Annotated in this window: 17 protein-coding genes, 1 tRNA gene, 1 pseudogene and 1 riboswitch; of the genes and pseudogenes, 13 read left to right on the top strand and 6 right to left on the bottom strand. The window is 44.4% G+C overall.

What is annotated here, in order from left to right; genetic code table 11:
• Positions 1 to 32: 32 nt before the first annotated feature.
• The 7 genes from PSM36_RS08900 to nrdG all read left to right on the top strand — a co-directional run bounded on the left by PSM36_RS08900 (position 33) and on the right by nrdG (position 8,262).
• Positions 33 to 857: an IS4 family transposase gene (locus PSM36_RS08900; RefSeq protein ID WP_449421179.1), complete on the top strand. Its 825-nt coding sequence runs from the start codon at positions 33 to 35 to the stop codon at positions 855 to 857.
• A gap of 8 nt (positions 858 to 865) precedes the next feature.
• The gene (locus PSM36_RS17945) at positions 866 to 1,201 is read left to right on the top strand and encodes a transposase (protein ID WP_449421178.1); all 336 of its coding nucleotides are present in this window, start codon (positions 866 to 868) and stop codon (positions 1,199 to 1,201) included.
• A gap of 20 nt (positions 1,202 to 1,221) precedes the next feature.
• Positions 1,222 to 2,457 carry a hypothetical protein gene (locus PSM36_RS08895; RefSeq protein WP_076930608.1) on the top strand — a complete coding sequence of 412 codons (1,236 nt, stop codon included), beginning with the start codon at positions 1,222 to 1,224 and terminating at the stop codon, positions 2,455 to 2,457.
• A 14-nt stretch (positions 2,458 to 2,471) separates the two neighbouring features.
• Positions 2,472 to 4,481, top strand: a complete 2,010-nt coding sequence (locus PSM36_RS08890; RefSeq protein ID WP_076930607.1) for a DUF5018 domain-containing protein — start codon at positions 2,472 to 2,474, stop codon at positions 4,479 to 4,481.
• 105 nt (positions 4,482 to 4,586) lie between these two features.
• Positions 4,587 to 4,700 (top strand): hypothetical protein, encoded by a 114-nt coding sequence (locus PSM36_RS17885; protein WP_394333031.1) that lies wholly within the window; start codon positions 4,587 to 4,589, stop codon positions 4,698 to 4,700.
• A 506-nt stretch (positions 4,701 to 5,206) separates the two neighbouring features.
• Positions 5,207 to 5,420, top strand: a riboswitch (cobalamin riboswitch).
• Positions 5,421 to 5,580: 160 nt separating this feature from the next.
• Positions 5,581 to 7,698, top strand: coding sequence for an anaerobic ribonucleoside-triphosphate reductase (gene nrdD, locus PSM36_RS08885; RefSeq protein ID WP_076930606.1), 2,118 nt, complete (start codon positions 5,581 to 5,583; stop codon positions 7,696 to 7,698).
• 81 nt (positions 7,699 to 7,779) lie between these two features.
• Entirely contained in the window at positions 7,780 to 8,262 is a 483-nt protein-coding gene (gene nrdG / locus PSM36_RS08880; protein ID WP_076930605.1) for an anaerobic ribonucleoside-triphosphate reductase activating protein, read from the top strand.
• 28 nt (positions 8,263 to 8,290) lie between these two features.
• Here nrdG and lepA read toward each other — a convergent pair whose 3' ends face one another.
• The 4 genes from lepA to purB form a co-directional block, all read right to left on the bottom strand.
• Entirely contained in the window at positions 8,291 to 10,078 is a 1,788-nt protein-coding gene (gene lepA, locus PSM36_RS08875; protein WP_076930604.1) for a translation elongation factor 4, read from the bottom strand.
• A gap of 140 nt (positions 10,079 to 10,218) precedes the next feature.
• Positions 10,219 to 11,616 (bottom strand): asparagine--tRNA ligase, encoded by a 1,398-nt coding sequence (asnS, locus tag PSM36_RS08870; RefSeq protein WP_076930603.1) that lies wholly within the window; start codon positions 11,614 to 11,616, stop codon positions 10,219 to 10,221.
• Between the two features lie 194 nt (positions 11,617 to 11,810).
• Positions 11,811 to 13,010 (bottom strand): pseudouridine synthase, encoded by a 1,200-nt coding sequence (locus PSM36_RS08865; RefSeq protein ID WP_019540596.1) that lies wholly within the window; start codon positions 13,008 to 13,010, stop codon positions 11,811 to 11,813.
• A gap of 305 nt (positions 13,011 to 13,315) precedes the next feature.
• Positions 13,316 to 14,653: an adenylosuccinate lyase gene (gene purB / locus PSM36_RS08860; protein WP_076930602.1), complete on the bottom strand. Its 1,338-nt coding sequence runs from the start codon at positions 14,651 to 14,653 to the stop codon at positions 13,316 to 13,318.
• Between the two features lie 476 nt (positions 14,654 to 15,129).
• Here purB and PSM36_RS08855 point away from each other — a divergent pair.
• The 5 genes and pseudogenes from PSM36_RS08855 to PSM36_RS08830 all read left to right on the top strand — a co-directional run bounded on the left by PSM36_RS08855 (position 15,130) and on the right by PSM36_RS08830 (position 18,339).
• Positions 15,130 to 15,204: transfer RNA gene (locus PSM36_RS08855), tRNA-Val, on the top strand.
• 35 nt (positions 15,205 to 15,239) lie between these two features.
• Positions 15,240 to 15,488 carry a GIY-YIG nuclease family protein gene (locus tag PSM36_RS17880; RefSeq protein WP_076930601.1) on the top strand — a complete coding sequence of 83 codons (249 nt, stop codon included), beginning with the start codon at positions 15,240 to 15,242 and terminating at the stop codon, positions 15,486 to 15,488.
• A 242-nt stretch (positions 15,489 to 15,730) separates the two neighbouring features.
• The gene (locus PSM36_RS08845; protein WP_076932152.1) at positions 15,731 to 16,384 is read left to right on the top strand and encodes a carbonic anhydrase; all 654 of its coding nucleotides are present in this window, start codon (positions 15,731 to 15,733) and stop codon (positions 16,382 to 16,384) included.
• 166 nt (positions 16,385 to 16,550) lie between these two features.
• Positions 16,551 to 17,890 (top strand): annotated as a pseudogene (locus PSM36_RS08840) (DEAD/DEAH box helicase).
• 122 nt (positions 17,891 to 18,012) lie between these two features.
• A complete protein-coding gene (locus PSM36_RS08830) occupies positions 18,013 to 18,339 on the top strand; it encodes a helix-turn-helix domain-containing protein (RefSeq protein ID WP_083710994.1) in 327 nt (108 codons plus the stop codon).
• 150 nt (positions 18,340 to 18,489) lie between these two features.
• On the opposite strand, the gene PSM36_RS08825 is transcribed toward PSM36_RS08830, so the two are convergent.
• Positions 18,490 to 18,954, bottom strand: a complete 465-nt coding sequence (locus tag PSM36_RS08825; RefSeq protein ID WP_076930598.1) for a TspO/MBR family protein — start codon at positions 18,952 to 18,954, stop codon at positions 18,490 to 18,492.
• Positions 18,955 to 19,289: 335 nt separating this feature from the next.
• On the opposite strand from PSM36_RS08825, the gene PSM36_RS08820 reads away from it, so the two are divergent.
• Positions 19,290 to 20,243 (top strand): IS1595-like element ISPba1 family transposase, encoded by a 954-nt coding sequence (locus PSM36_RS08820; protein WP_076932151.1) that lies wholly within the window; start codon positions 19,290 to 19,292, stop codon positions 20,241 to 20,243.
• 253 nt (positions 20,244 to 20,496) lie between these two features.
• Here PSM36_RS08820 and PSM36_RS08815 read toward each other — a convergent pair whose 3' ends face one another.
• The gene (locus tag PSM36_RS08815; protein WP_232001396.1) at positions 20,497 to 21,327 is read right to left on the bottom strand and encodes a transposase; all 831 of its coding nucleotides are present in this window, start codon (positions 21,325 to 21,327) and stop codon (positions 20,497 to 20,499) included.
• Positions 21,328 to 21,367 lie beyond the last annotated feature (40 nt).

Genomic DNA, 21,367 nt, shown 5'->3' with positions numbered 1-21,367 from the left:
ATTATATTTTACTTTGCCCAAAAGTAAAAATCATGAATCAAGGCAAATATATTTTCGCGCAGCTTACAGATTTTCTACCACGCAGGGTATTTGACAATATCGTATCCAGACACGATGGAAACAAGAAAGTCCGAAGTTTCACCTGCTGGAACCAGATGCTATGCATGATCTTTGGACAATTGACAGCCCGTGACAGTATGCGGGACTTGATGCTGAGCCTGGAAGCCCATCAATCCAAATATTACCATTTGGGACTGGGGGCAAGCGTAACCCGGACAAATCTGGGTAAAGCCAATCGTAACCGTAGCTATAAAATCTTTGAGGATTTTGCCTATGTGATGATGGACAAGGCCCGTCAAAGTCATTACAGGGAGGACTTCGAAGTCAAGGTGGACGGGAACGTCTATGCCTTTGACTCCTCCACCATCGACCTGTGCCTGAGTGTCTTCTGGTGGGCGGAGTTCCGCAAGCACAAGGGAGGCATCAAGTTGCATACATTGTATGACCTGAAGACTTCCATTCCGACTTTCGTGTTGATCACCAGCGCAAAGGTCAATGATATGAACGCGATGGATTATCTTCATTATGAATCCGGGAGCTTTTATATCTTCGACCGCGGATACGTGGACTTTGACAGGTTGTACCGGGTGAATGAATCCGAAGCCTGGTTTGTCACGCGGGCCAAGAAGAACTTCAAGTTCCGCAGGATGTATTCCCGGGAAGTTGACAAGTCGACGGGCGTGCAATGCGACCAGATCGGGAAACTGGAGGGATTCTACCAGCAAAAGGACTATCCCGGCAAACTGCGCAGAATCAAGTATCACGACGTGGAACTGGGCAGGACTTCGTTTTTATAACCAATAACATGGACTTGACGGCCGTCGAGATAGCGCTACTGTATAAAAAACGCTGGATGGTTGAGCTGTTCTTCAAATGGATAAAACAACACCTGAAAGTAAAAAACTTCTGGGGAACGACCATCAACGCCGTTAAAATCCAGTTATATTGTGCTATCATCGCTTACTGTCTGGTAGCCTTGATTGGTTACGAATTGAAAGTTGAGCGTCCAATCTACGAAATTCTGCAAATACTCAGTATCTCCCTACTGGACAAAACTCCTATAAGAGAGATACTTACGAATTGCGATTACAAAAATGTCAAAGAGCTCGATTATAAACAATTAAAAATCAACTGGATCTAAGTGTCCAGTAGTGTCCGTCGTTGACAAAGATATTACTCCCCGAATTGAAAGAAGTAGGCGATATTAAATTAAACTGGCTTACTGTGCTTGCCTTTATCGATGCTCCTAAACTGGAAGTATCGACAGGTACTATCACTCTTCCTGATGTTTCAAAGTTGTCGGAATTGAGCTTCCCCGAAATGCGTCAGGCAAATACGGTCGAGGTCAAAGGAGCCGAATTGGGGCTGCTTCATTTTCCCAAACTTGCAGCTATTACAAATCTTAGCATCCAGAACACTACGCTTTCCGGTATTTCAACAGGATTTGACAAACTGGAAAAGATAGAAGGTGAACTCCGGCTTATGGAAATGTCTGAAATGAGAACCCTTTCAATTCCTTCCTCAATCAGGCGAATTGAAAAGTTAACCATCTACAATCAGAATGTGGATCGCAATTTCGCTGAAATCAATATAAAAGGGATGAACCTTGGAGAACTGTCGATTGAACGGGATGCGGTAAACGGTATCAAAATTATTGGTGACGACGTGTTTCACGGAATAGTAAGTTTTGATACCCAAAACGGTAGAACGTATGACTGGGTATCTCCTGTTTTTGAGGGTTTCCATGAAATAGACTCCATATCATACGGCAACTATATATCCAATCTCAGAAATCTGGAGATGAAAGGTATACGAAAAATAAACAAAGGATTTCATATTCCTAATAACAATCTGATTGGGCTCAGCCTGCCCGATCTGGAAGAAGTAGGCGGTAACTTCGTTATCAATCACCTTTCTTCTGTATCGGTAGAGGATTCAGTGTTCATTATTCCAAAACTGAAATCGGTGGGCGGCGACTTCAGGATTACCACCGCCTCAAGAGATATAATTGCGCTGGAACTCCCTGCCTTAACCTATGTTGCAGGTAATTTAATAATAGGAACGGGGTATGCGTCAACGTCTCAGTGGGACCCTTACGGTCGCGACATGAAGAGTTTATCTTTCCCCATGTTAAAAACCATAGGCGGAAAAATAACACTTAAACCTTATCTGGATGGAGGTGATAACTATATAAATGAACGGTTTACGGATCTCGATGGATTTTCAGCGCTTGAATCGGTAAAAGGTGTCGAAATTGTGAGGCATCAGGGATTAATCTCGTATGAAGGATTCAGTAAAGCCATATCATCGTTTCCGGCAAGCGCCTGGAGTGTTGAAAACAATGGCTATAATCCTGCCTATCAGGATCTGTTGGATAACAAATGGGTGAAACCGTAAAATAGAATAATCGTATGAACAATATCAATATAAAAACAATCATCATATCGCTGTTTGCCGGTCTCTTTATGATTGCATGTGACGATGACAATAGCGCGTTCTCGGGTAATGATAATAATATAGTATCGTTCCAATTAAAACAGGGTGAGCAGACTTTCTATGCGGCCATCTCAGAAGGAAATCTGGTGGTAACCGTTCCCGCGAATTTATCGCTCGAAGGAGCAACAGCCACCGTCACCATCAGCGAACTGGCGACCATCTCTCCCGATCCGTCATCCATTACCGATTGGGACAATGAACAGACATTTACCGTTACATCCTACAACGGCAATACACAGACCTATGTCTATCGAGTCGAACACAATGCGGTTTCGAAAGATGGCGATGTGGTATTGCTTACACAAGCCGATGTCGATGCTTTTGCAGCACTCGGGCTCAGTGAATTGAACGGAAGCCTTACCATTGGTGCCGTTACAGGACAGGATTCCATCTACTCGCTGGAGGGACTGGAGAAACTTAAAAAAGTGAAATACGACCTTACAATTAATCCTACTTATGCCGGCGACGACCTCACCGGACTGGAAAATCTGGAGTTGATCGGATCGCTGCAAATAGACCAGAACAAGAAGCTGAAAACCGTGACGTTCCCCAGACTACAGGCCGTCATGCTGGGATTAATTATCAAACAGAGTAGAGTGGAAACAATACAGTTCCCCGAATTGCTTAAGGTGGATGATGAAATATCATTTATAAACCTGGATTCGCTTTTGGTAATGGAGTTCCCCAAACTGAAAAGTGTGGTGAATAATGTGACATTCCAAGCCGGTTGGAATACCAATAAGCTAAAAGTAATTGACTTTCCGGCATTGGAGAAAATCGGCGGAAAACTGGATATCACTAACTGGAAAGAAGTAACCGAAACTGTTTTCCCGAAACTGTCAGGTGTACGTGAATTGAATATAGCATCGCTTAGTAAACTGGTAAAGATTGAATTCCCTTCTCTTGAAAAGATTGAAACCAGGCTGAATCTTTCAGTGACGAACGACAATATCACTACCATTGATTTTTCCTCTTTAATTGCCATAGGAGGTGATTTCACTATGCCCGGTTTTCCGAAAATCACCGCTGCTGACTGGATAAAGTCGCTGGCTATGGTGGGTGGTAAGTTACAGATATCCAATAACGAAGCGACAAGCTTAAGTGATATTTTACCTGCGTTGGCAGATGTCGGGGAACTCACCCTGAATAACCTGCCGAACATATCGGAATTGGATTTAACTAAATTGAAAGCAGGAAAACTGATTTTTCAGGGAACATCGAATCCTGTAAAGCTCATAGCGGGTGAAACCTGTGAAACGGAGATTGCTCTCTGGTATCTGACAATCAAAAAACTCCCTGATCTTTCGGGTATAAAACACCTGAAAGGTTTACATATATCGGGATGCAATAACATTACAACTGTTGAATTGAATGAAATAGAAAGCGTACAAAACGATCTGATCTTCGAGTATGGTTCCAATTGCATGAGTTATAAAATGCCTGCATTAAAAGAGGTAGGTGCAAGATTTATGTTCAATAACCAGTTCGGAATAGAATTCAATTTTCCGTTATTGGAAAAAGTCGGGTCTTTTTCATACTATTCCCAGGGTCAACCAACTCCTGTCGATTTGTCATTTCCTTCGTTGACCCGATCCGAAACTTATTTTGTAATACAGACAAGTGGCAACAGCTCGATCGTGGCCAATATTTCGTTTCCTCAATTGGCTTATGTGGGTGATTATTTCCAGCTTACTGCTTTCTCCAATCCGGAAAATAATTATATCAAAGATCTGGATACATTTTCGGCGCTTACCTATATCGGAGGCAATGTGACAATACAAGCACAAAAAGCTCTGACATCCTTTGAAGGGCTCAAAAACGCTCTTGGAAAAGTATTAGAAGGGGAATCCACATGGACGGTCAGAAATAATGCTTACAATCCGACAATCGATGATCTCAAAGCAGGAAAATGGAAACAGATATAACTTCGCACCCATAGGCGGCATGGCGTTATTCGTGCGGCATATTACAGCAGACGCCATTTAGTCGCTTGCTACGCAGCGGGAATACCCTTCTTCAAAAACACTATATTGGGCGATCTGGTGTATTCAACAGCGCTTTTTGGGTTGTTTGAAGCCTCAGTTTCCCTGTTCCCCTCTTTACGCAAAGATGTCCGTCGCCCACCTGCGATGACAGGCTCATAAGGAATAAAGTTCGGGAACACACACTTCTCTACTTTTTTATTTATTATTTTGACAGGAAAGGCATTCCAGACAGATTGGTTTGCCTTTCTTTTTGCTTTGGTAAGGTACTTCCGTTTTTGTTCTTCCGTTTTTTCCTGTTTCCCGAGAAAACATAATTCCCTTATTGTAAAAGAAAAAGTTTAGGATAAAAACAATAATGGAGTCGTCGCCACTCAATTCGTTAGATGTAAAATATCTAATGAAAATAATAAAAAAGAAAACTTAATCTTCTGTTTTTCCTATATAAATTGCCGGATCAAAAATATAATATATTAATAAACAAATAAATAATTGGTAATAAAAATATTGTTGATAACTTTTTTGGGAAACTTTGCACTTTATCATTGAAGATAAATTACCTTTGTTGTGCATTTGGTTTTTTATTTGCACAACCTATTCGGGGATCAACTCTACGTCTTCACGGGGTCAACCTACTCCCGATGGACCAGGCAGGATGATACCTCCAATGGAATAGGATTACGAATGCTGCGAATAAAATGAAAAGGGAATGCCGTGAAAGTCGGCAACAGTTCCCGCTGCTGTAAGCTCTGCATAAAACCTTTGCGCAATACTCACATCCACTGGCTTGAACTCTTTCCTGTGAGAGGGTTGATGAAAGGCCGGGAAGGAAGCGCAAAAGGAGGAGTAAGTCAGAAGACCTGCCAGATGTGTACACTTTTTGATCTCTTTCGGGTAAAAAGAGAGTCGAAAACAGAGGTTTATACACCTTTTTTAACTGCTCTATCTGTATAAGCTTACCGCCGCAATGGCAAATGTTTTCCCGTATCGAAAAGTGTAATGGTATTGACATCTCTGTTCACACACTAAAAAATAAATTCGTATGGGAAACCAAACAATTCAGATCCTGAAACGGGACGGTAAACATGTCCCCTTCTCTATTAAAAAGATAGAAAATGCCGTTGCAAAAGCATTTCTCTCGGTAGGCGCATTCGCCACCGAAGATGATTTCATCGCTATCCTCTCGCGCCTTCACATCTCCGACGGGATGACCGTGGAAGAGATCCAGAACCAGGTGGAAACGGCGCTGATGGCAGAAAAATATTTTGCCGTCGCGAAATCCTATATGCTTTACCGCCAAAAGCATACCGAAACGCGTGAGATCCGGGACAACCTGAACTTCCTGATGAATTATTGCGATGCGCAAAATGCTGCCACGGGAAGTAAATTCGACTCCAATGCCAATGTGGAGAAGAAAAACATCGCCACGCTTATCGGCGAACTACCCAAAAAGAGCTTTATCGACCTGAATCGGAAGATGATCACCGACCGGCTGAAGGAGATGTACGGGAAGGAACTGGCGGATAAATATATCGGCATGCTGAACGAGCATTTCATCTATAAAAACGATGAAACCAGTCTGGCCAACTATTGCGCCAGCATCACCATGTATCCCTGGCTACTGAACGGTACCCTTGCCATCGGCGGGAACTCTACACCGCCGACCAACCTGAAATCGTTTTGCGGCGGATTCATCAATATGGTATTCATGGTGTCGAGCATGCTGAGCGGCGCCTGCGCTACACCTGAGTTTCTGATGTACCTGGACTATTTCATCCGCAAAGAGTATGGCGACGACTATTTTACACGCCACAGGGATGTGGTCGACCTCTCTAAACGACAACGCTCCCTCGACAAGGTGATCACCGACTGCTTCGAGCAAATCGTCTACTCCATCAACCAGCCCACCGGGGCACGTAATTTCCAGGCTGTCTTCTGGAATATCTCCTACTACGACAAATACTACTTCGAAAACCTGTTCGGCGAATTTCAGTTTCCCGACGGCTCCCGTCCGGTATGGGATTCACTCAGTTGGCTGCAGAAACGCTTTATGCGGTGGTTCAACAAAGAGCGGACCAAGACCGTACTCACCTTTCCGGTAGAAACCATGGCGTTGCTCTCGAAAGAGGATGATGTGATGGATACCGAATATGCCGATTTTACGGCTGAAATGTATGCCAAAGGGCACTCGTTCTTCACCTACATGAGCGACAATGCCGACTCGCTGTCGAGTTGCTGTCGCCTGCGCAATGAAATTCAGGACAACGGGTTCAGCTACACATTGGGAGCCGGAGGAGTCTCCACCGGTTCGAAAAGCGTGCTTACCATCAACCTGAACCGCTGCATCCAGTTCGCGAAACGTACCGGACAATCCTACACGGCATTTCTCGAAGAGGTGGTCGATTTAACCCACAAAGTACAGACCGCTTATAATGAAAACCTGAAAATGTTCCAGCAGAAAGGGATGCTGCCCCTGTTCGATGCGGGATTTATCAATATCAGCCGACAGTACCTGACCATCGGCGTGAACGGGTTGGTAGAAGCTGCCGAATCACTGGGCATCGAGATCAACCATAATCCCCGTTACGTGGCATTTGTACAGGAAATATTGGGGATCATCGAAAGGTACAATAAAAAATACCGGTCGAAAGAACTGATGTTCAACTGCGAAATGATCCCTGCCGAAAATGTGGGTGTAAAGCATGCCAAATGGGACAGGGAGGATGGATATTCAGTACCCCGTGATTGCTATAACAGCTATTTCTACCGGGTGGAAGACTCATCCCTGAATGTGATCGATAAGTTCCGCCTGCATGGACGCGATTATATCGAGCACCTGACAGGCGGATCTGCGCTCCATATGAACCTGGAAGAACATCTCTCAAAAGCGCAATACCGCCAGCTGCTGCGGGTAGCAGCCGCAGAAGGGTGCAATTACTTCACCTTTAATATTCCGAATACGGTATGTAACGATTGCGGAAAGATCGATAAACGCTATCTGAAACAGTGCCCCGTATGCGCTTCCAGGAATCTGGATTATCTTACACGTATCATCGGTTATATGAAACGGGTAAGTAACTTCTCTGTTCCGCGTCAGGCAGAAGCATCCAAAAGGTTTTACGGGAAGCTGGAATCGGAGAAAGAGACGGTGGGATATTAAATAAACGTGATGTATTAAAATAAATGCGATATATTAAAAGAAACGGATCAGGATAAGGTTCGCTGAAAATAAGCTGTTTGTATGTTGAAATATGTCGATTATGATATTGTCTTTCAGGAAATCCCCGATGAAGTAACGTTGGCGGTCAACCTGTCGAATTGCCCCTACCGTTGTAGGGGATGCCACAGTCCACACCTGCAACAGGATATAGGGAAAGAGTTGAATGAATCTGCGCTTGCCGGACTGCTGCAGTCATACGAAAAGGCAATTACCTGTATATGTTTTATGGGAGGCGATGCCGATACCGGTGAATTATACCGGTTGGCGGATTTCGTCCGGAAAAGCCGGGGAGGAAGGATCAAAACGGCGTGGTATTCGGGAAGCGACAGGCTGCCGGAGAATTCAAAGGATCATTTTGATTTCGTAAAGACCGGCCCTTATATCGAAACGCTCGGAGGGTTAAATAAGAGGACTACCAACCAGCGGCTGTACCGGATCGAGGATGACAATATGATAGATATTACTCACCGGATGCATTCAGCCGCTCATGGTACAGCACAATAGCACCTGCATGGAATAAACATGCAGGTACTTAATCCAGCTTCAGCACTGCCAGGAACGCTTTCTGCGGAACCTCCACATTGCCGACCTGTTTCATTCGTTTCTTCCCTTCTTTCTGCTTTTCGAGCAGCTTGCGTTTACGTGAGATATCACCACCGTAACATTTTGCGGTCACATCCTTCCGGACAGCCTTCACCGTTTCGCGGGCGACGATTTTCGCTCCGATAGCCGCCTGAATAGCGATATCAAACTGCTGGCGCGGGATCAGCTCTTTCAGTTTCTCGCACATGCGCCGACCGAAACTCTGTGCATTGTCTATATGGGTAAGCGTCGAGAGTGCATCCACCTGTTCGCCGTTTAGCAGGATATCCAGCTTTACCAGCTTCGACGGGCGGTAATCATGAATATGGTAATCGAAAGAGGCATATCCTTTCGATATACTTTTCAGCTTGTCGTAGAAGTCGATCACAATCTCACCCAGCGGCAGATCGTAAATGATCTCTACCCTATCCCCCGAAACATACTCCTGTTTGATCAGGATGCCCCTCTTACCGAGGCAAAGGGTCATGATAGGGCCGATATAGGCGGTGTTGGTGATGACCGAAGCACGGATAAAAGGCTCCTCGATGCTTTCGATAAGCGTGACATCAGGCAGACCGCCGGGATTATGCACCTCTTTCATATTTCCCTTCTTGTCGTACACCTTGTAGGAAACGTTGGGTACCGTGGTAATTACATCCATATTGAATTCCCGTTCCAACCGCTCCTGGACGATTTCCATATGGAGCAATCCGAGAAAGCCGCACCGGAAGCCGAAGCCTAACGCCACGGACGATTCGGGCTGGAAAGTGAGCGACGCATCGTTGAGTTGCAGCTTTTCGAGGGATGAACGAAGGTTCTCAAAATCCTCGCTGTCAATGGGGTATACGCCGGCAAAAACCATCGGCTTCACCTCTTCAAACCCTTCGATGGCCTTGGAGGCAGGACGTTTCATATGGGTGATGGTATCTCCTACCTTCACCTCTTTTGAGGTTTTGATGCCGGAGATAATATAACCCACATCGCCACAGCCTACCTCTTCTTTCGGCACCATATTCAAGCGCAGGATACCCACCTCGTCGGCATCGTACTCTTTGCCGGTATTGATGAATTTCACCATATCGCCTTTCCGCAGGCTGCCATTCACAATCTTATAGTAAGCAATGATACCACGGAAGGGGTTAAACACCGAGTCGAAGATCAGTGCCTGCAATGGTGCATCCGGATCCCCCTGGGGGGCGGGCACCCGCTCAATGATGGCATGGAGTATCTCTTCGATGCCGATGCCTGTCTTTCCGCTTGCACGGATGATATCTGTACGGGGAACACCCAGCAGTTGCACGATCTGGTCTTCCACTTCATCAGGCATGGCGCTGTCGAGGTCGATCTTGTTAAGGATAGGGATGATCTCCAGATCATGCTCGATAGCCATATAGACGTTTGAGATGGTCTGTGCCTGGATACCCTGGGCAGCATCGACCACCAGCAGTGCGCCTTCGCAGGCGGCAATGGAACGCGACACCTCGTATGAGAAATCCACGTGCCCCGGCGTGTCGATCAGGTTGAAGGTATATTTCTCACCCTCATATTCATAATCCATCTGTATCGCGTGGCTTTTGATCGTGATGCCCCGTTCCCTTTCCAGGTCCATGCTGTCGAGCACCTGCGCCTGCAGGTCCTTTCCTTCTACGGTCTTGGTGAACTCCAGCAGACGGTCGGCCAGCGTACTCTTGCCGTGGTCTATATGTGCAATGATACAAAAATTGCGTATATTCTTCATTTAGCTTTTTTCTTGCTCTAATTCTCCCGTTTCCCGGGATTACTCTTCTTCCAAAACTTCCCGGTCACCCCATCTCCGAGTCCCCAGTCTCCCACTCTCCCCGGCCTCCCGGTCCCCTAATCACAAAGTCTCCCAGTCTTTTAAAAGTCAGCATTATTAGGAGTTCTCGGGAAAGGAATCACGTCACGGATATTAGCCATACCGGTAATGAACAGCATCAACCGTTCAAAGCCGAGGCCGAAACCTGAATGGGGTGCGGTGCCGAACTTACGGGTTTCGAGGTACCACCAGATCGGTTCGGTATGCATTCCGGTCTCCTCTACCCTGTTCATCAGCTTATCATAATCCGCTTCACGCTCCGATCCGCCGATGATCTCGCCGATCTTGGGGAAAAGTACGTCCATCGCGCGGACGGTCTTGCCATCGTCATTCTGCTTCATATAGAACGATTTGATCTCCCTCGGATAGTCGGTCAGGATAACCGGACGTTTGAAATGTTTTTCTACCAGGTAGCGTTCGTGCTCCGACTGCAGGTCGGTACCCCAGTGTACGGGGAACTCGAATTTTTGTCCCGACTCTTCCAGTATCTTTACTCCCTCAGTATAGGTCAGACGGACAAAATCATTCTCTACCACAAAATTCAGGCGGTCTGTCAGTTCTTCGTCGTACATCTTAGCCAGGAATTCGATATCCTCCCTGCAATGCTCTAAAGCGTAACGAATGAGATATTTCAGGAAATCTTCCGCCAGATCCATATTGTCGTGGATATCATAAAATGCCATTTCCGGTTCGATCATCCAGAACTCCGCCAGGTGACGGGGCGTATTGGAATTTTCTGCACGGAATGTAGGTCCGAAAGTATAGATGGCACCCAATGCCATAGCACCCAACTCTCCTTCAAGTTGTCCGGAGACGGTGAGGTTGGTCTGGCGTCCGAAGAAATCCTGTGAGAAATCCACCTTGCCTTCTTTGTTACGCGGCGGATTTTCTATATCGAGCGTGGATACTTCGAACATGGAGCCGGCACCTTCTGCGTCGGACGCGGTGATGATAGGCGTATGAAAATAATAAAATCCTCTGTCGTTGAAATATTTGTGAATAGCATACGACATATGATGCCGCATCCTGAAGATAGCACCGAAAGTATTGGTACGCGGCCGCAGATGGGCTATTTCGCGAAGGAACTCCAGTGAGTGCCCTTTTTTCTGTAACGGATAGGTGGCAGGATCAGCAGATCCGTAGACTTCGATCTCCGTTGCCCGTATCTCTACCGACTGGCCTTTGCCCTGCGACTCCACCAGTTCGCCGTTCACGCTGATGCAGGCTCCCGTGGTGACAGGACGAAGTAACTCTTCGCCAAAATTAGCTATATCAATAACAATTTGTATGTTATTGATAGTCGATCCGTCGTTCAAAGCGACAAATCCGACATTTTTGTTTCCTCTGCGGGTACGCACCCATCCTTTTACATTGACTTCCTCACCGAAATTTGTAAGTCGTAATGCTTCTGAAATTTTTGTTCGTTTTAGTTGTTTCATACACTATATACTTCAATATCGCAAGCAACTCACATTAATCACCCACTCTTGCATGAATGATTATGCTACTCTTCGATTAAATTACCCTATAAATATCCAGTCTGTTCCTGCACGAAACCGCACAGGAACAGGATTATCATTCAATTACATTAGTCGTTTTGAGACGAGATGACTCTCTATGGGAGTGTTGTTCATTAATCGAACGCACCCATCCGAAGCATGTTGACCTCTTGTTCTGTGAGGTAACGCCATTTTCCGCGTGAAAGTTTTTTCTTGGTCAGTCCCGCGAAATAGACCCTGTCGAGTTTCATCACCCTGTAGCCCAATTTCTCGAAGATACGGCGGATGATCCGGTTCCTGCCGGAGTGGATCTCAATACCCACCTGGGTAAGGTCTTCTTCCGTCACATAGCTGATCGCATCAGCATGGATCTCACCGTCTTCCAGTTCAATACCGTCGGCGATCATCTGCATATGCTCCATTGCTACCGGCTTGTCAAGCCATACCTGATAGATTTTCCGTTTTTCGTACTTCGGATGTGTTAATTTCGATGCCAGGTCGCCATCGTTGGTCAGCAGCAATACCCCTGTGGTAGCCCTGTCCAGTCGTCCCACCGGATATATCCTCTCGGAAGCGGCGCTTTTTACCAGTTCCATCACCGTCTTGCGGTTCTCTGGATCATCGGTCGTAGTCACAAATCCTTTCGGCTTGTTCAGCAGTACATACACCTTGCTTTCAAGTTGTACCGGCTGGTTGTGGAACATCACCTGATCGGCACGGGTGATCTTGGTACCCAGTTCCGTTACCACCTCTCCGTTTACTTTTACCACACCGGCCTGGATGAACTCATCAGCCTCACGACGGGAGCATACTCCGGCATTGGCCAGATATTTGTTCAGACGGATAGGAGCATTGGGATCCGCATTTTCTTTGTACTTGATCTGCTTGAACGGCTTTTTCTTTTTCAGCTTTTTCACCGGCTTGGCAGGCTTATTGGGTCTGCCCGGCCCGGTTGATGGTTGGTTGCCCCAGCCCCGGTTGTTATAACCGCCGCCACCGGTAACCCGCTGTGGCGACTGCGGACGTTCACCTACCCGGGGACGCCGTTTTCTCATGCCGCCTTCGCTGTTCCCACCATAGCTTTCCTGGCGGGAATCCCTGTAGTTCGGGTTGTAAGACGGTCTTTCCTGATGGTACGATCTATCCTGATTGTAGGAAGACCTCTCCGAATTGTACGACTGTCTGTCCTGATTATAGGACGGTCTATCCGAATAATAACCATCATGCTGTGTTCTCCGCTCATTGCCGTAATTTCTGTTCGAGGAAGCGTGTCTCTCATTGTTCGCGCTGTGATAACTCCGCCTTGGGCGCGATTCGTCATTGTTTGTTGTCATTGTTGCATTTACTTTTTGATTACTTAATGAAACCTCACGGTTTTTTCTTTTTTAAATCGCATTTTTTCAAATTTCTACCGCCCGGCTAACATGACCGGAACCGGATTTCTTTCAATTATTATTTACTGTTCAATTAAAATTAGTCATTCCTATCTTTATTGTACTGTTTCAAGTACTTTGGACTATTTCTTGTGTTTGGCAGATCAAATAAACTGTCTCTGCCCTTATTCAACGAAATAGTTCTCGTTATGGCAGGAGGTAAGTTTGTTTGTTCTTTGCTTGGTTTACTTCACGAAAATGTCTTCTTAAAATCCTGTATAATTTTGGGGTGTGATTTCTTTCAATTCTTTTTTCACCTGTTCATTTACATCCAAATTGTCAATAAATTCCGAAATACTCTCCCGGGTGATACGCGCATTGGTTCGTGTCAAAGCTTTCAGTGCTTCATAGGGTTTCGGATATCCTTCGCGTCTTAAAATGGTCTGGATTCCTTCGGCAACCACTGCCCAGTTATTTTCCAGATCCCTCTCTATTGCCTCTCTGTTTAATAACAATTTATGAAGCCCTTTTGTTGCACTTTTTAACGCAATTAATCCATGTGCCATAGGTACGCCGATATTCCTGATTACCGTGGAATCGGTAAGGTCGCGCTGCAACCGTGAGACGGGCAGTTTTGCCGCAAGGTGTTCCAATAATGCGTTGGCAATACCCAGGTTACCCTCGGCATTCTCGAAGTCGATCGGGTTCACCTTGTGGGGCATGGCCGACGAACCGACTTCACCTTCCTTGATCTTCTGCTTGAAATACTCCATCGATATATATTGCCATATATCCCTTGTGAAGTCGATCAGTATGGTATGGATGCGTTTCATCGCGTCGAATGATGCGGCAAAAGCGTCGTAATTGGATATCTGCGTGGTGTACTCTTCGCGGTGCAGACCCAGTTTCTCCTGCAGGAAACGGTTACCGAACAGTTTCCAGTCGATATGGGGATAAGCCACCCGGTGCGCGTTGAAATTTCCGGTTGCCCCACCGAATTTGGCTTTGGCCGGAATCTTTTTCAGCACTTCAATCTGACCGGTCAACCTATAACTAAAAACCTTCATCTCTTTTCCCAGGCGTGTGGGTGATGCCGGTTGCCCGTGTGTACGTGCCAGCATGGGGATGTCCTTCCACTCATCTGCCAGTGTATCGATCCGGGAAACCAGTTTTTCCAATTCGGGGATATAGACCTTGTGCAGTGCATCCCGCCACATCATCGGCGTAGCGGTATTATTAATATCCTGCGATGTCAATCCGAAATGAATGAATTCCTTATGATCTGACAGCTGAAGCGCATCGAATTTCTCTTTCAGGAAATATTCCACCGCCTTCACGTCATGATTGGTGATTTTTTCGATCTCTTTGATCTGCCGGGCGTCCTCTTCACTGAAATTTCGGTACAAATCCCTTAATTGTCTGAAGATGGCTTCATCCTTCAACGGAAGGATTCCCTCTTCACAGAGAGAGATAAAGTAATCGATCTCCACCTGAACGCGGTACCGGATGAGTGCGTACTCGGAAAAGAACGCATCCAGATCTGCGGTCTTATCCCTGTATCGTCCGTCGACGGGTGAAATAGCTGTCAGTTGATCTAAATTCATTGTAACTTGTATTCGTATTTCCTAACGAAAACGTTTATTGCGGATTAATATAATCGCTACCCCTATTTTGATGGTACAAAAATAGGGATAATAATAGACCCGTGAAAATTTTCATAAAAAATATTTGTAAAAAGTTTTGCAGAAAAATAAAATCGACGTATCTTTGCATCGCTTTTCAGGAAAGCAACTACTAAAGATCTTTCAAATTATACAAATTTAGGCCAACTCGCTTAAATACTCCAAGAGATTGAATCGGATTGAAGAGGGTTACTAAAAAGGTCTTTAAACTTCCGGGCGTTTAGCTCAGCTGGTTCAGAGCACTCCGCTACATCGGAGGGGTCGGTACCAACGAAAAGGTCTTTAAATTTTTATTCTAAATATTCCGGGCGTTTAGCTCAGCTGGTTCAGAGCACTCCGCTACATCGGAGGGGTCGGTACCAACGAAAAGGTCTTTAAATTTTTATTCTAAATATTCCGGGCGTTTAGCTCAGCTGGTTCAGAGCATCTGCCTTACAAGCAGAGGGTCGGCGGTTCGAATCCGTCAACGCCCACAAAGGTTGTCGATAAGTTGGCAACCTTTTTTGTTATGTACAAGTTTTATATCTTATACTCCGAAAAATTAGACAGGTACTACATTGGTTCAACCGGAGATGAAATCAGTGAGCGATTAAGAAGGCACAACTCAAACCACAGAGGCTTTACCGGTCGGACAAATGACTGGATCATAATATATACAGAAAGCTTTGAAACAAAAGTGTTAGCTGGACAACGGGAAAGAGAAGTAAAAAAATGGAAAAGCCGTAAATTAGTCGAGAAACTCATCAACAACGCTTAGTCCCTGTCTCTCCTTGAAAAATTTTGAATATATTCTGAAATATCTAAAAATCAATATTTCTTTGAAATAGCTTTGTAGTGATTTCGTGATCTGAAGATTTAACCCTCTATTACTATATAGCCTGCAACAAATAATACCGTTATTTTGTTAAGTAGTGCGAAAAGGAAACAAAGAAACAGGCCTGCATGGAATGTTTTCGATAAGTGAACCCACAAAACGCATATTATTTAAAATTCATGGATATGTCTGATCAGGAAAAGTATGATCAAATATTCGAATCCAATAGAAAATGGATCGAAAAGAATAAGGTAGATAATCCCGAATTATTCGAACTACTGGCAGCAGAGCAACATCCTGATTTTCTGTATATCGGCTGTTCAGACAGCAGGGTGCATCCGAATCAGGTGATGGGGTTAAAGCCGGGTGAGGTTTTTATCCACCGTAATATCGCGAATATGGTGAATTCCATTGATCTGAGCGCTCTTTCAGTGATTAACTATGGGGTTGAATATCTTAAAGTGAGATACATCATCATTTGCGGTCACTATGGATGCGGAGGTATTCAGGCGGCTATGCAGAATCTGGACTATGGCATCCTTAATCCCTGGTTGCGCAGCATACGGGATGTCTACCGTCTCCATCAGAAAGAGCTCAATGCTATTGAAGATATGGAAGCCAGGTACCGCCGTTTTGTTGAAATCAATACCTATGAGCAATGCCGAAATGTATTAAAAATGGCAGAAGTACAAAAGTCATATTACAAGAACGGATACCCCAAAGTGGCCGGATGGGTATTCGACATCGAAGATGCCCGCCTTCATGACCTTCATTTTGATTTTGAAGGGGAGCTTGCGAAAATCAAAGAGATATATGATATTACCGGCAAAGTGGAATGATTACTTTCATTTTAACTATCCGGATTTTCCGGATAGTTCAGCAGGAAGATTCAAGAGAAGTTTCTCGTGAACTATCCTAAACCCATCGAATTCGAGAGGTTTAAAAACAGCCAAACCTTAAAAACACAATAAATAACGGCTAAGAATAAAAAATTATCTTTGTGCTATGAATGCAGAAGATCAAAACAAAAACATACTATCCAATCTGGGGATCGACAGCCTGAATGAGATGCAGATAGCAGCTCAGCACGCGATAATTAAAGAACAAAATGTACTGTTATTGTCCCCTACCGGTTCGGGAAAAACCCTTGCTTTTCTCCTTCCCATTCTTCAATTATTGGATGAGGACATAACAAAAGTACAATGCTTAATCGTTGTACCGTCGAGAGACTGGCCCTTCAGACAGAGCAGGTATGGAAAAAGATGGGAACAAAATTCAAGGTAAATGTCTGCTATGGCGGACACTCTATCGATACCGAACTGAAAAACCTGGGCAGTCCTCCGGCTTTGCTTATCGGGACACCCGGACGGTTGACCGACCATCTGGAAAGAAAATCTTTTGATACCGGTTCCATTAAAACCCTGGTGCTGGATGAATTCGATAAATCTTTACAGTTAGGTTTCCTGGATGAAATGAATACAATCATCAGCCGACTGCCCGGCTTACAAAAAAGAGTCCTGCTTTCAGCCACATCCGATATAGAAATTCCGGCCTTTGTAAGGATGGAATCACCTATAACGCTTGATTATACGGAAGAAGAGAAAAACGAGGCTCTTTCGGTCAAACTGGTTTTATCTCCGGAAAAAGACAAGATCGACACATTGTTCCATCTTCTCTGCTCCCTCGATCCCGGGCCGGCGCTTATCTTCTGTAATCACAGGGAAGTCACGGAACGTATCAGCGGTTTACTGAATAAGAAAGGAATACAAACCGGATATTACCACGGCGGCATGGATCAGGACGACAGGGAGAGAATCCTCGTCCGGTTCAGGAACGGAAGTTTACATTATCTGGTGACAACCGATCTGGCTGCCAGGGGCCTGGATATCCCCGAGATGAATCATGTAATACACTATCATCTTCCGGCCACAGAAAGTGAATTTATCCATCGTAACGGGCGTACGGCCCGGATGCATGCTTCGGGAACCGCTTATATCATACAGTTCAGAGAGGATAAAATGCCGGAATATATTTCCGGTAATATGGATGTCTTGCCGGTTACACCAGGAAAACCATTGCCCGATCCCCCCGGATACCGGACAATTTATGTCAGCGGCGGCAGGAAGAACAAGTTGAATAAAAGCGATATTGTCGGTTTCTTTTTACAAAAAGGGAAACTCGACAAATCCGACCTGGGGCTGGTTGAAGTGAAAGATTTTATCTCTTTTGCCGCCGTTCGCGCGTCTGCCGTGAAAACGCTGCTGGCAAATATCCGGGATGAAAAAATGAAGGGCAAAAAGTACAAGATAGAAGTAGCCAGGGATGTTATTAAAAGAGTTGAATAGCGAAAACCCACTCCGTGCATCGCTAAAAACAGATAAAATCAAACCCCTATTTCGTGAACTATTCATTGGATTAACCCGTAAAACGCCAAAAAGTGAAATCGAAAAAGCAATTAAAATTAAAAATGAATATTATGCAGACAAAGAAACATACCAATAACCACCAAATTGTTGATTACGATGCGGTACTTGATGCCAAATTCGGGAAAGTCGGCACGCAGGAACGCGAGGCTTTTCGTCGCGAAGCATACGCCTATTACATGGGGCAAATAATATACAACGCACGTAAAAGTGAAAAAGTGACCCAGGCGGAACTGGCAAGCCGTATAGGAGTGAACAAATCCTATATCTCAAAAATTGAGAATGGGGATATAGAACCTGGCTCAGGAACGTTTTACCGGATCATCGATGCGCTTGGGTTACGCTTTGAAATAACAAAAAAGATATGCTAAAACATTTCTATTTCCGTCAGGGCCTTTCGTATCTTGTTCAAGGGGTTTATATCCGGGAGTTATCGTCCGCATTTTAATTATAGCGAATTCGCCATAATTAAAAGTTTATAGCGTACGAACCACCCTTGCAATGTAAGTCGGTTCCCTCCCTTAATTATATACCAGGATATACGCGTTGAGGTAAGTCGCAAAGAACAACCACAGGGCGTATGGGATAAACAGCAAGGCGCTTGCCTTTTGTGTCGGATAGGTTTTCAGGATGTAGTACAATACGGCCAGGTCGAGCAGCACGATATTGATAAGCCCCAGTAACGGGTTTTGCAGATAAAAGAAAGAGAGGCTCCATAAGAAATTCAGAAACAACTGTATGCCGAACAATAATAAGAAGAAATTCTTTTTTTTATCTTTTGAATTCAAAATAAGGCCGATGGAAATCCCCATACATACATAGATGATGCCCCAGGCAATCGGAAAGACAGCATTGGGAGGCGTCAAAGCGGGTTTATTCAGATAGGGATACCACGATTCAATGGCATCCGATTGAAAGTAACTGGCTGTGAAACCAACCATAAAACAAACCACCACCGGCAGCAATAAATTCAGTAATCTTTTCATAAGGAAGAGTTATAAATTTTTTTAGTTATGTAACACTACCTGGCCTTATAACAAACCAAAACCAATTAAAGTTATCCACAAGTGATTAAAATTGTATTATTATTTCCGGACAGAAATTTATCCCTATCCGATTTATTTTTTCCGTACTTGTATGAACCCGGCATATCCCCTAATTTTGCACCAAAAGACTAAGAAACTGTTTAAATTTAATGATTATCCGCAGTTCTTCCTAAAGAATTTAGCGGGAAAAAGTTATAAATAAGTTTCAAAAAATGTTTGCACAATTCATTGATATTCATTATATTTACATCAATAACAATAAAATAATTCGAGCTATGAATATCCTGGATTTTGCCATAAATTACCCCGATGAGGAGTCCTGTCGGAAAAAATTCAAAGAACTAAGAGACCAAATGGGTATAACTTGTCGTCATTGTAATTGTAAAGAACATTACTGGCTTCAAAACAAACAAGCCTACGAATGCAAGCGTTGCCATGCCCGCCAAACCTTGCGTTCAGGCACTGTCATGCAACACTCCAACCTGCCTTACCGTTACTGGTTCGTCGCCATGCACCTGCTCACAGCCACCAAAGGTTCCTTCTCTACGGCTGAACTGCAACGCCAATTAGGACACAAGCGCTATCAGCCGATATGGGAAATGGTCAATAAGCTGCGTGACGTGATGGGCAAGCGTGATGATGAGTACACTCTTGAAGGTGCCATCGAGCTGGACGATGCCTTCTTTTCCACGGAAATATCCCTTGAAGACAGGGATAAACCGTTGAAACGCGGCCGCGGCAGTCAGAAAAAAACCAAAGTATTGGTAATGGCTGAAAGCAAAACAGTTGAAAGCCCAAAAGCAGGCAAAAAACCAAAGAAGGTCAGATACCTGAAAATGAAAGTAATCAACGATTTGAAGTCCGATACAATCACAAAGAATGTCAAAGAACACATCGAGAACACGGCGGATTTAACCACCGATGATTCGACTTCCTATACACAATTAAAAGAACATGTCCATTCGCATACGGCATCTGTCATCCCACCCAAGGAGCTCCCCAGTGTCCTGCCCTGGGTCCATACGGCAATAAGTAATGCCAAGCGACAATTATTGGGCGTATATTACAAAATGAAACCCGAATACTTACAATATTATCTAAATCAGTTCTGTTACAAGTTCAACAGGCGTTATTTCGGTGAGAAGCAGTTTGACAGGCTTCTGGTAGCTGCCCTCACTTACACGCCCGATTTCAAATCAAGAATTTATAATAGGAACTATTGCGGATAATCATTTTAAATTTTACCGAAATATTTTTATAATTGTACAGTCTATTTTTCTTTGCTACCATTTTGGTCTCTTTTGCGTATCTTTTTCTCTTTTTCCTTTTGATTTAGCCCGCTAAATCCGCAAGAAAAAAATAAAAAATCTATCCCAAAATAGATTCAAAATAGCATAGCAATAAAATTTAAACAGTTTCTAAAGTATCGTGCAAGGATTTAATCCTCCCACTAATTAGTCTCTCCTTAATAAATCACTTTTATCAGGTCGCAAGTTGTAATCTCTGCTTGAAAAATATTCTGAGAACAAAATCCAAAAACTCTCTTACGAGTTTTTCCATCATTTTCTTCAAGTTCCAAGCCGTTGCAGCCATAAAAGCATTGATTTGTATGCCTTTTTCGCCCCACAAGTAGTTTTGTTCCATACGAAAGTCTTTTTTCAGATGTCCGATAATGGGTTCGATGGCTGCTCTGGCTCTACATTTGTTGCGTTTGCACCGTTTTTGATAAACCGTATCCGATGCTTTGGGTTTGTCGGGGGTAATGATGGTTACTCCCTTAATCTGCTTTCTGCCTTTCCCGCCACGATCGTATGCCAGCTCTTGGGGTAGTTTCAGCTTGTTCTGCTGCATTTGTTCCAATAAAGGATCGATGGTGTCTCCGTCATAAGGCGTATCCAAAAAAGCTTTTATCGCCGTGATAACTTTTCGACCTCTTTTTCCCGTAGTTATCAGTCCGACCTTATTGCCGAACTCATATTGTTTGTGCGTTTTGCCCTTGGAGATACAGCGTGTAAAAGGCTTGTGAAGGCTGTAAATCTTGTCTTTGTCATCTTTCTGTTGATTGATAACACGCTTGTAAAGCGACAGCTCTTTCCGGTAAAGCGCTTTTTGCTCATCGCTCATTTTGCGTTCAAGTTCTCGCAACAGGGCCCCTGCTATGGTTTTCAACCGTCGCTTTGCTTTTCCGGCTTTTTTTGCCCGCTTGGGATGCTTGCCGTTGTAAGTGTCGCGAACCAACTGCTTGCTCTCCCGTGTATAACGCTGACGCTGCTTAATATCACAAATAGGGAAGGTTACAATTTGGATATACAATCATTATCGAGTATCTTTATGAGTTTTTATTAAAACGCTA

This window comes from Proteiniphilum saccharofermentans, assembly GCF_900095135.1.
Taxonomy (GTDB): domain Bacteria; phylum Bacteroidota; class Bacteroidia; order Bacteroidales; family Dysgonomonadaceae; genus Proteiniphilum; species Proteiniphilum saccharofermentans.
This window is presented reverse-complemented; position numbering and strand designations above follow the sequence as displayed.

Coding starts and splice junctions, on each gene's coding strand:
- PSM36_RS08820 (WP_076932151.1), top strand. CDS start 19,290: ATGAATATCCTGGATTTTGCCATAAATTACCCCGATGAGGAGTCCTGT.
- PSM36_RS17880 (WP_076930601.1), top strand. CDS start 15,240: ATGTACAAGTTTTATATCTTATACTCCGAAAAATTAGACAGGTACTAC.
- PSM36_RS17945 (WP_449421178.1), top strand. CDS start 866: ATGGACTTGACGGCCGTCGAGATAGCGCTACTGTATAAAAAACGCTGG.
- nrdG (WP_076930605.1), top strand. CDS start 7,780: ATGTTGAAATATGTCGATTATGATATTGTCTTTCAGGAAATCCCCGAT.
- PSM36_RS08900 (WP_449421179.1), top strand. CDS start 33: ATGAATCAAGGCAAATATATTTTCGCGCAGCTTACAGATTTTCTACCA.
- PSM36_RS08865 (WP_019540596.1), bottom strand. CDS start 13,010: ATGACAACAAACAATGACGAATCGCGCCCAAGGCGGAGTTATCACAGC.
- asnS (WP_076930603.1), bottom strand. CDS start 11,616: ATGAAACAACTAAAACGAACAAAAATTTCAGAAGCATTACGACTTACA.
- purB (WP_076930602.1), bottom strand. CDS start 14,653: ATGAATTTAGATCAACTGACAGCTATTTCACCCGTCGACGGACGATAC.
- PSM36_RS08830 (WP_083710994.1), top strand. CDS start 18,013: ATGAATATTATGCAGACAAAGAAACATACCAATAACCACCAAATTGTT.
- nrdD (WP_076930606.1), top strand. CDS start 5,581: ATGGGAAACCAAACAATTCAGATCCTGAAACGGGACGGTAAACATGTC.
- PSM36_RS08890 (WP_076930607.1), top strand. CDS start 2,472: ATGAACAATATCAATATAAAAACAATCATCATATCGCTGTTTGCCGGT.
- lepA (WP_076930604.1), bottom strand. CDS start 10,078: ATGAAGAATATACGCAATTTTTGTATCATTGCACATATAGACCACGGC.
- PSM36_RS08845 (WP_076932152.1), top strand. CDS start 15,731: ATGTCTGATCAGGAAAAGTATGATCAAATATTCGAATCCAATAGAAAA.
- PSM36_RS08825 (WP_076930598.1), bottom strand. CDS start 18,954: ATGAAAAGATTACTGAATTTATTGCTGCCGGTGGTGGTTTGTTTTATG.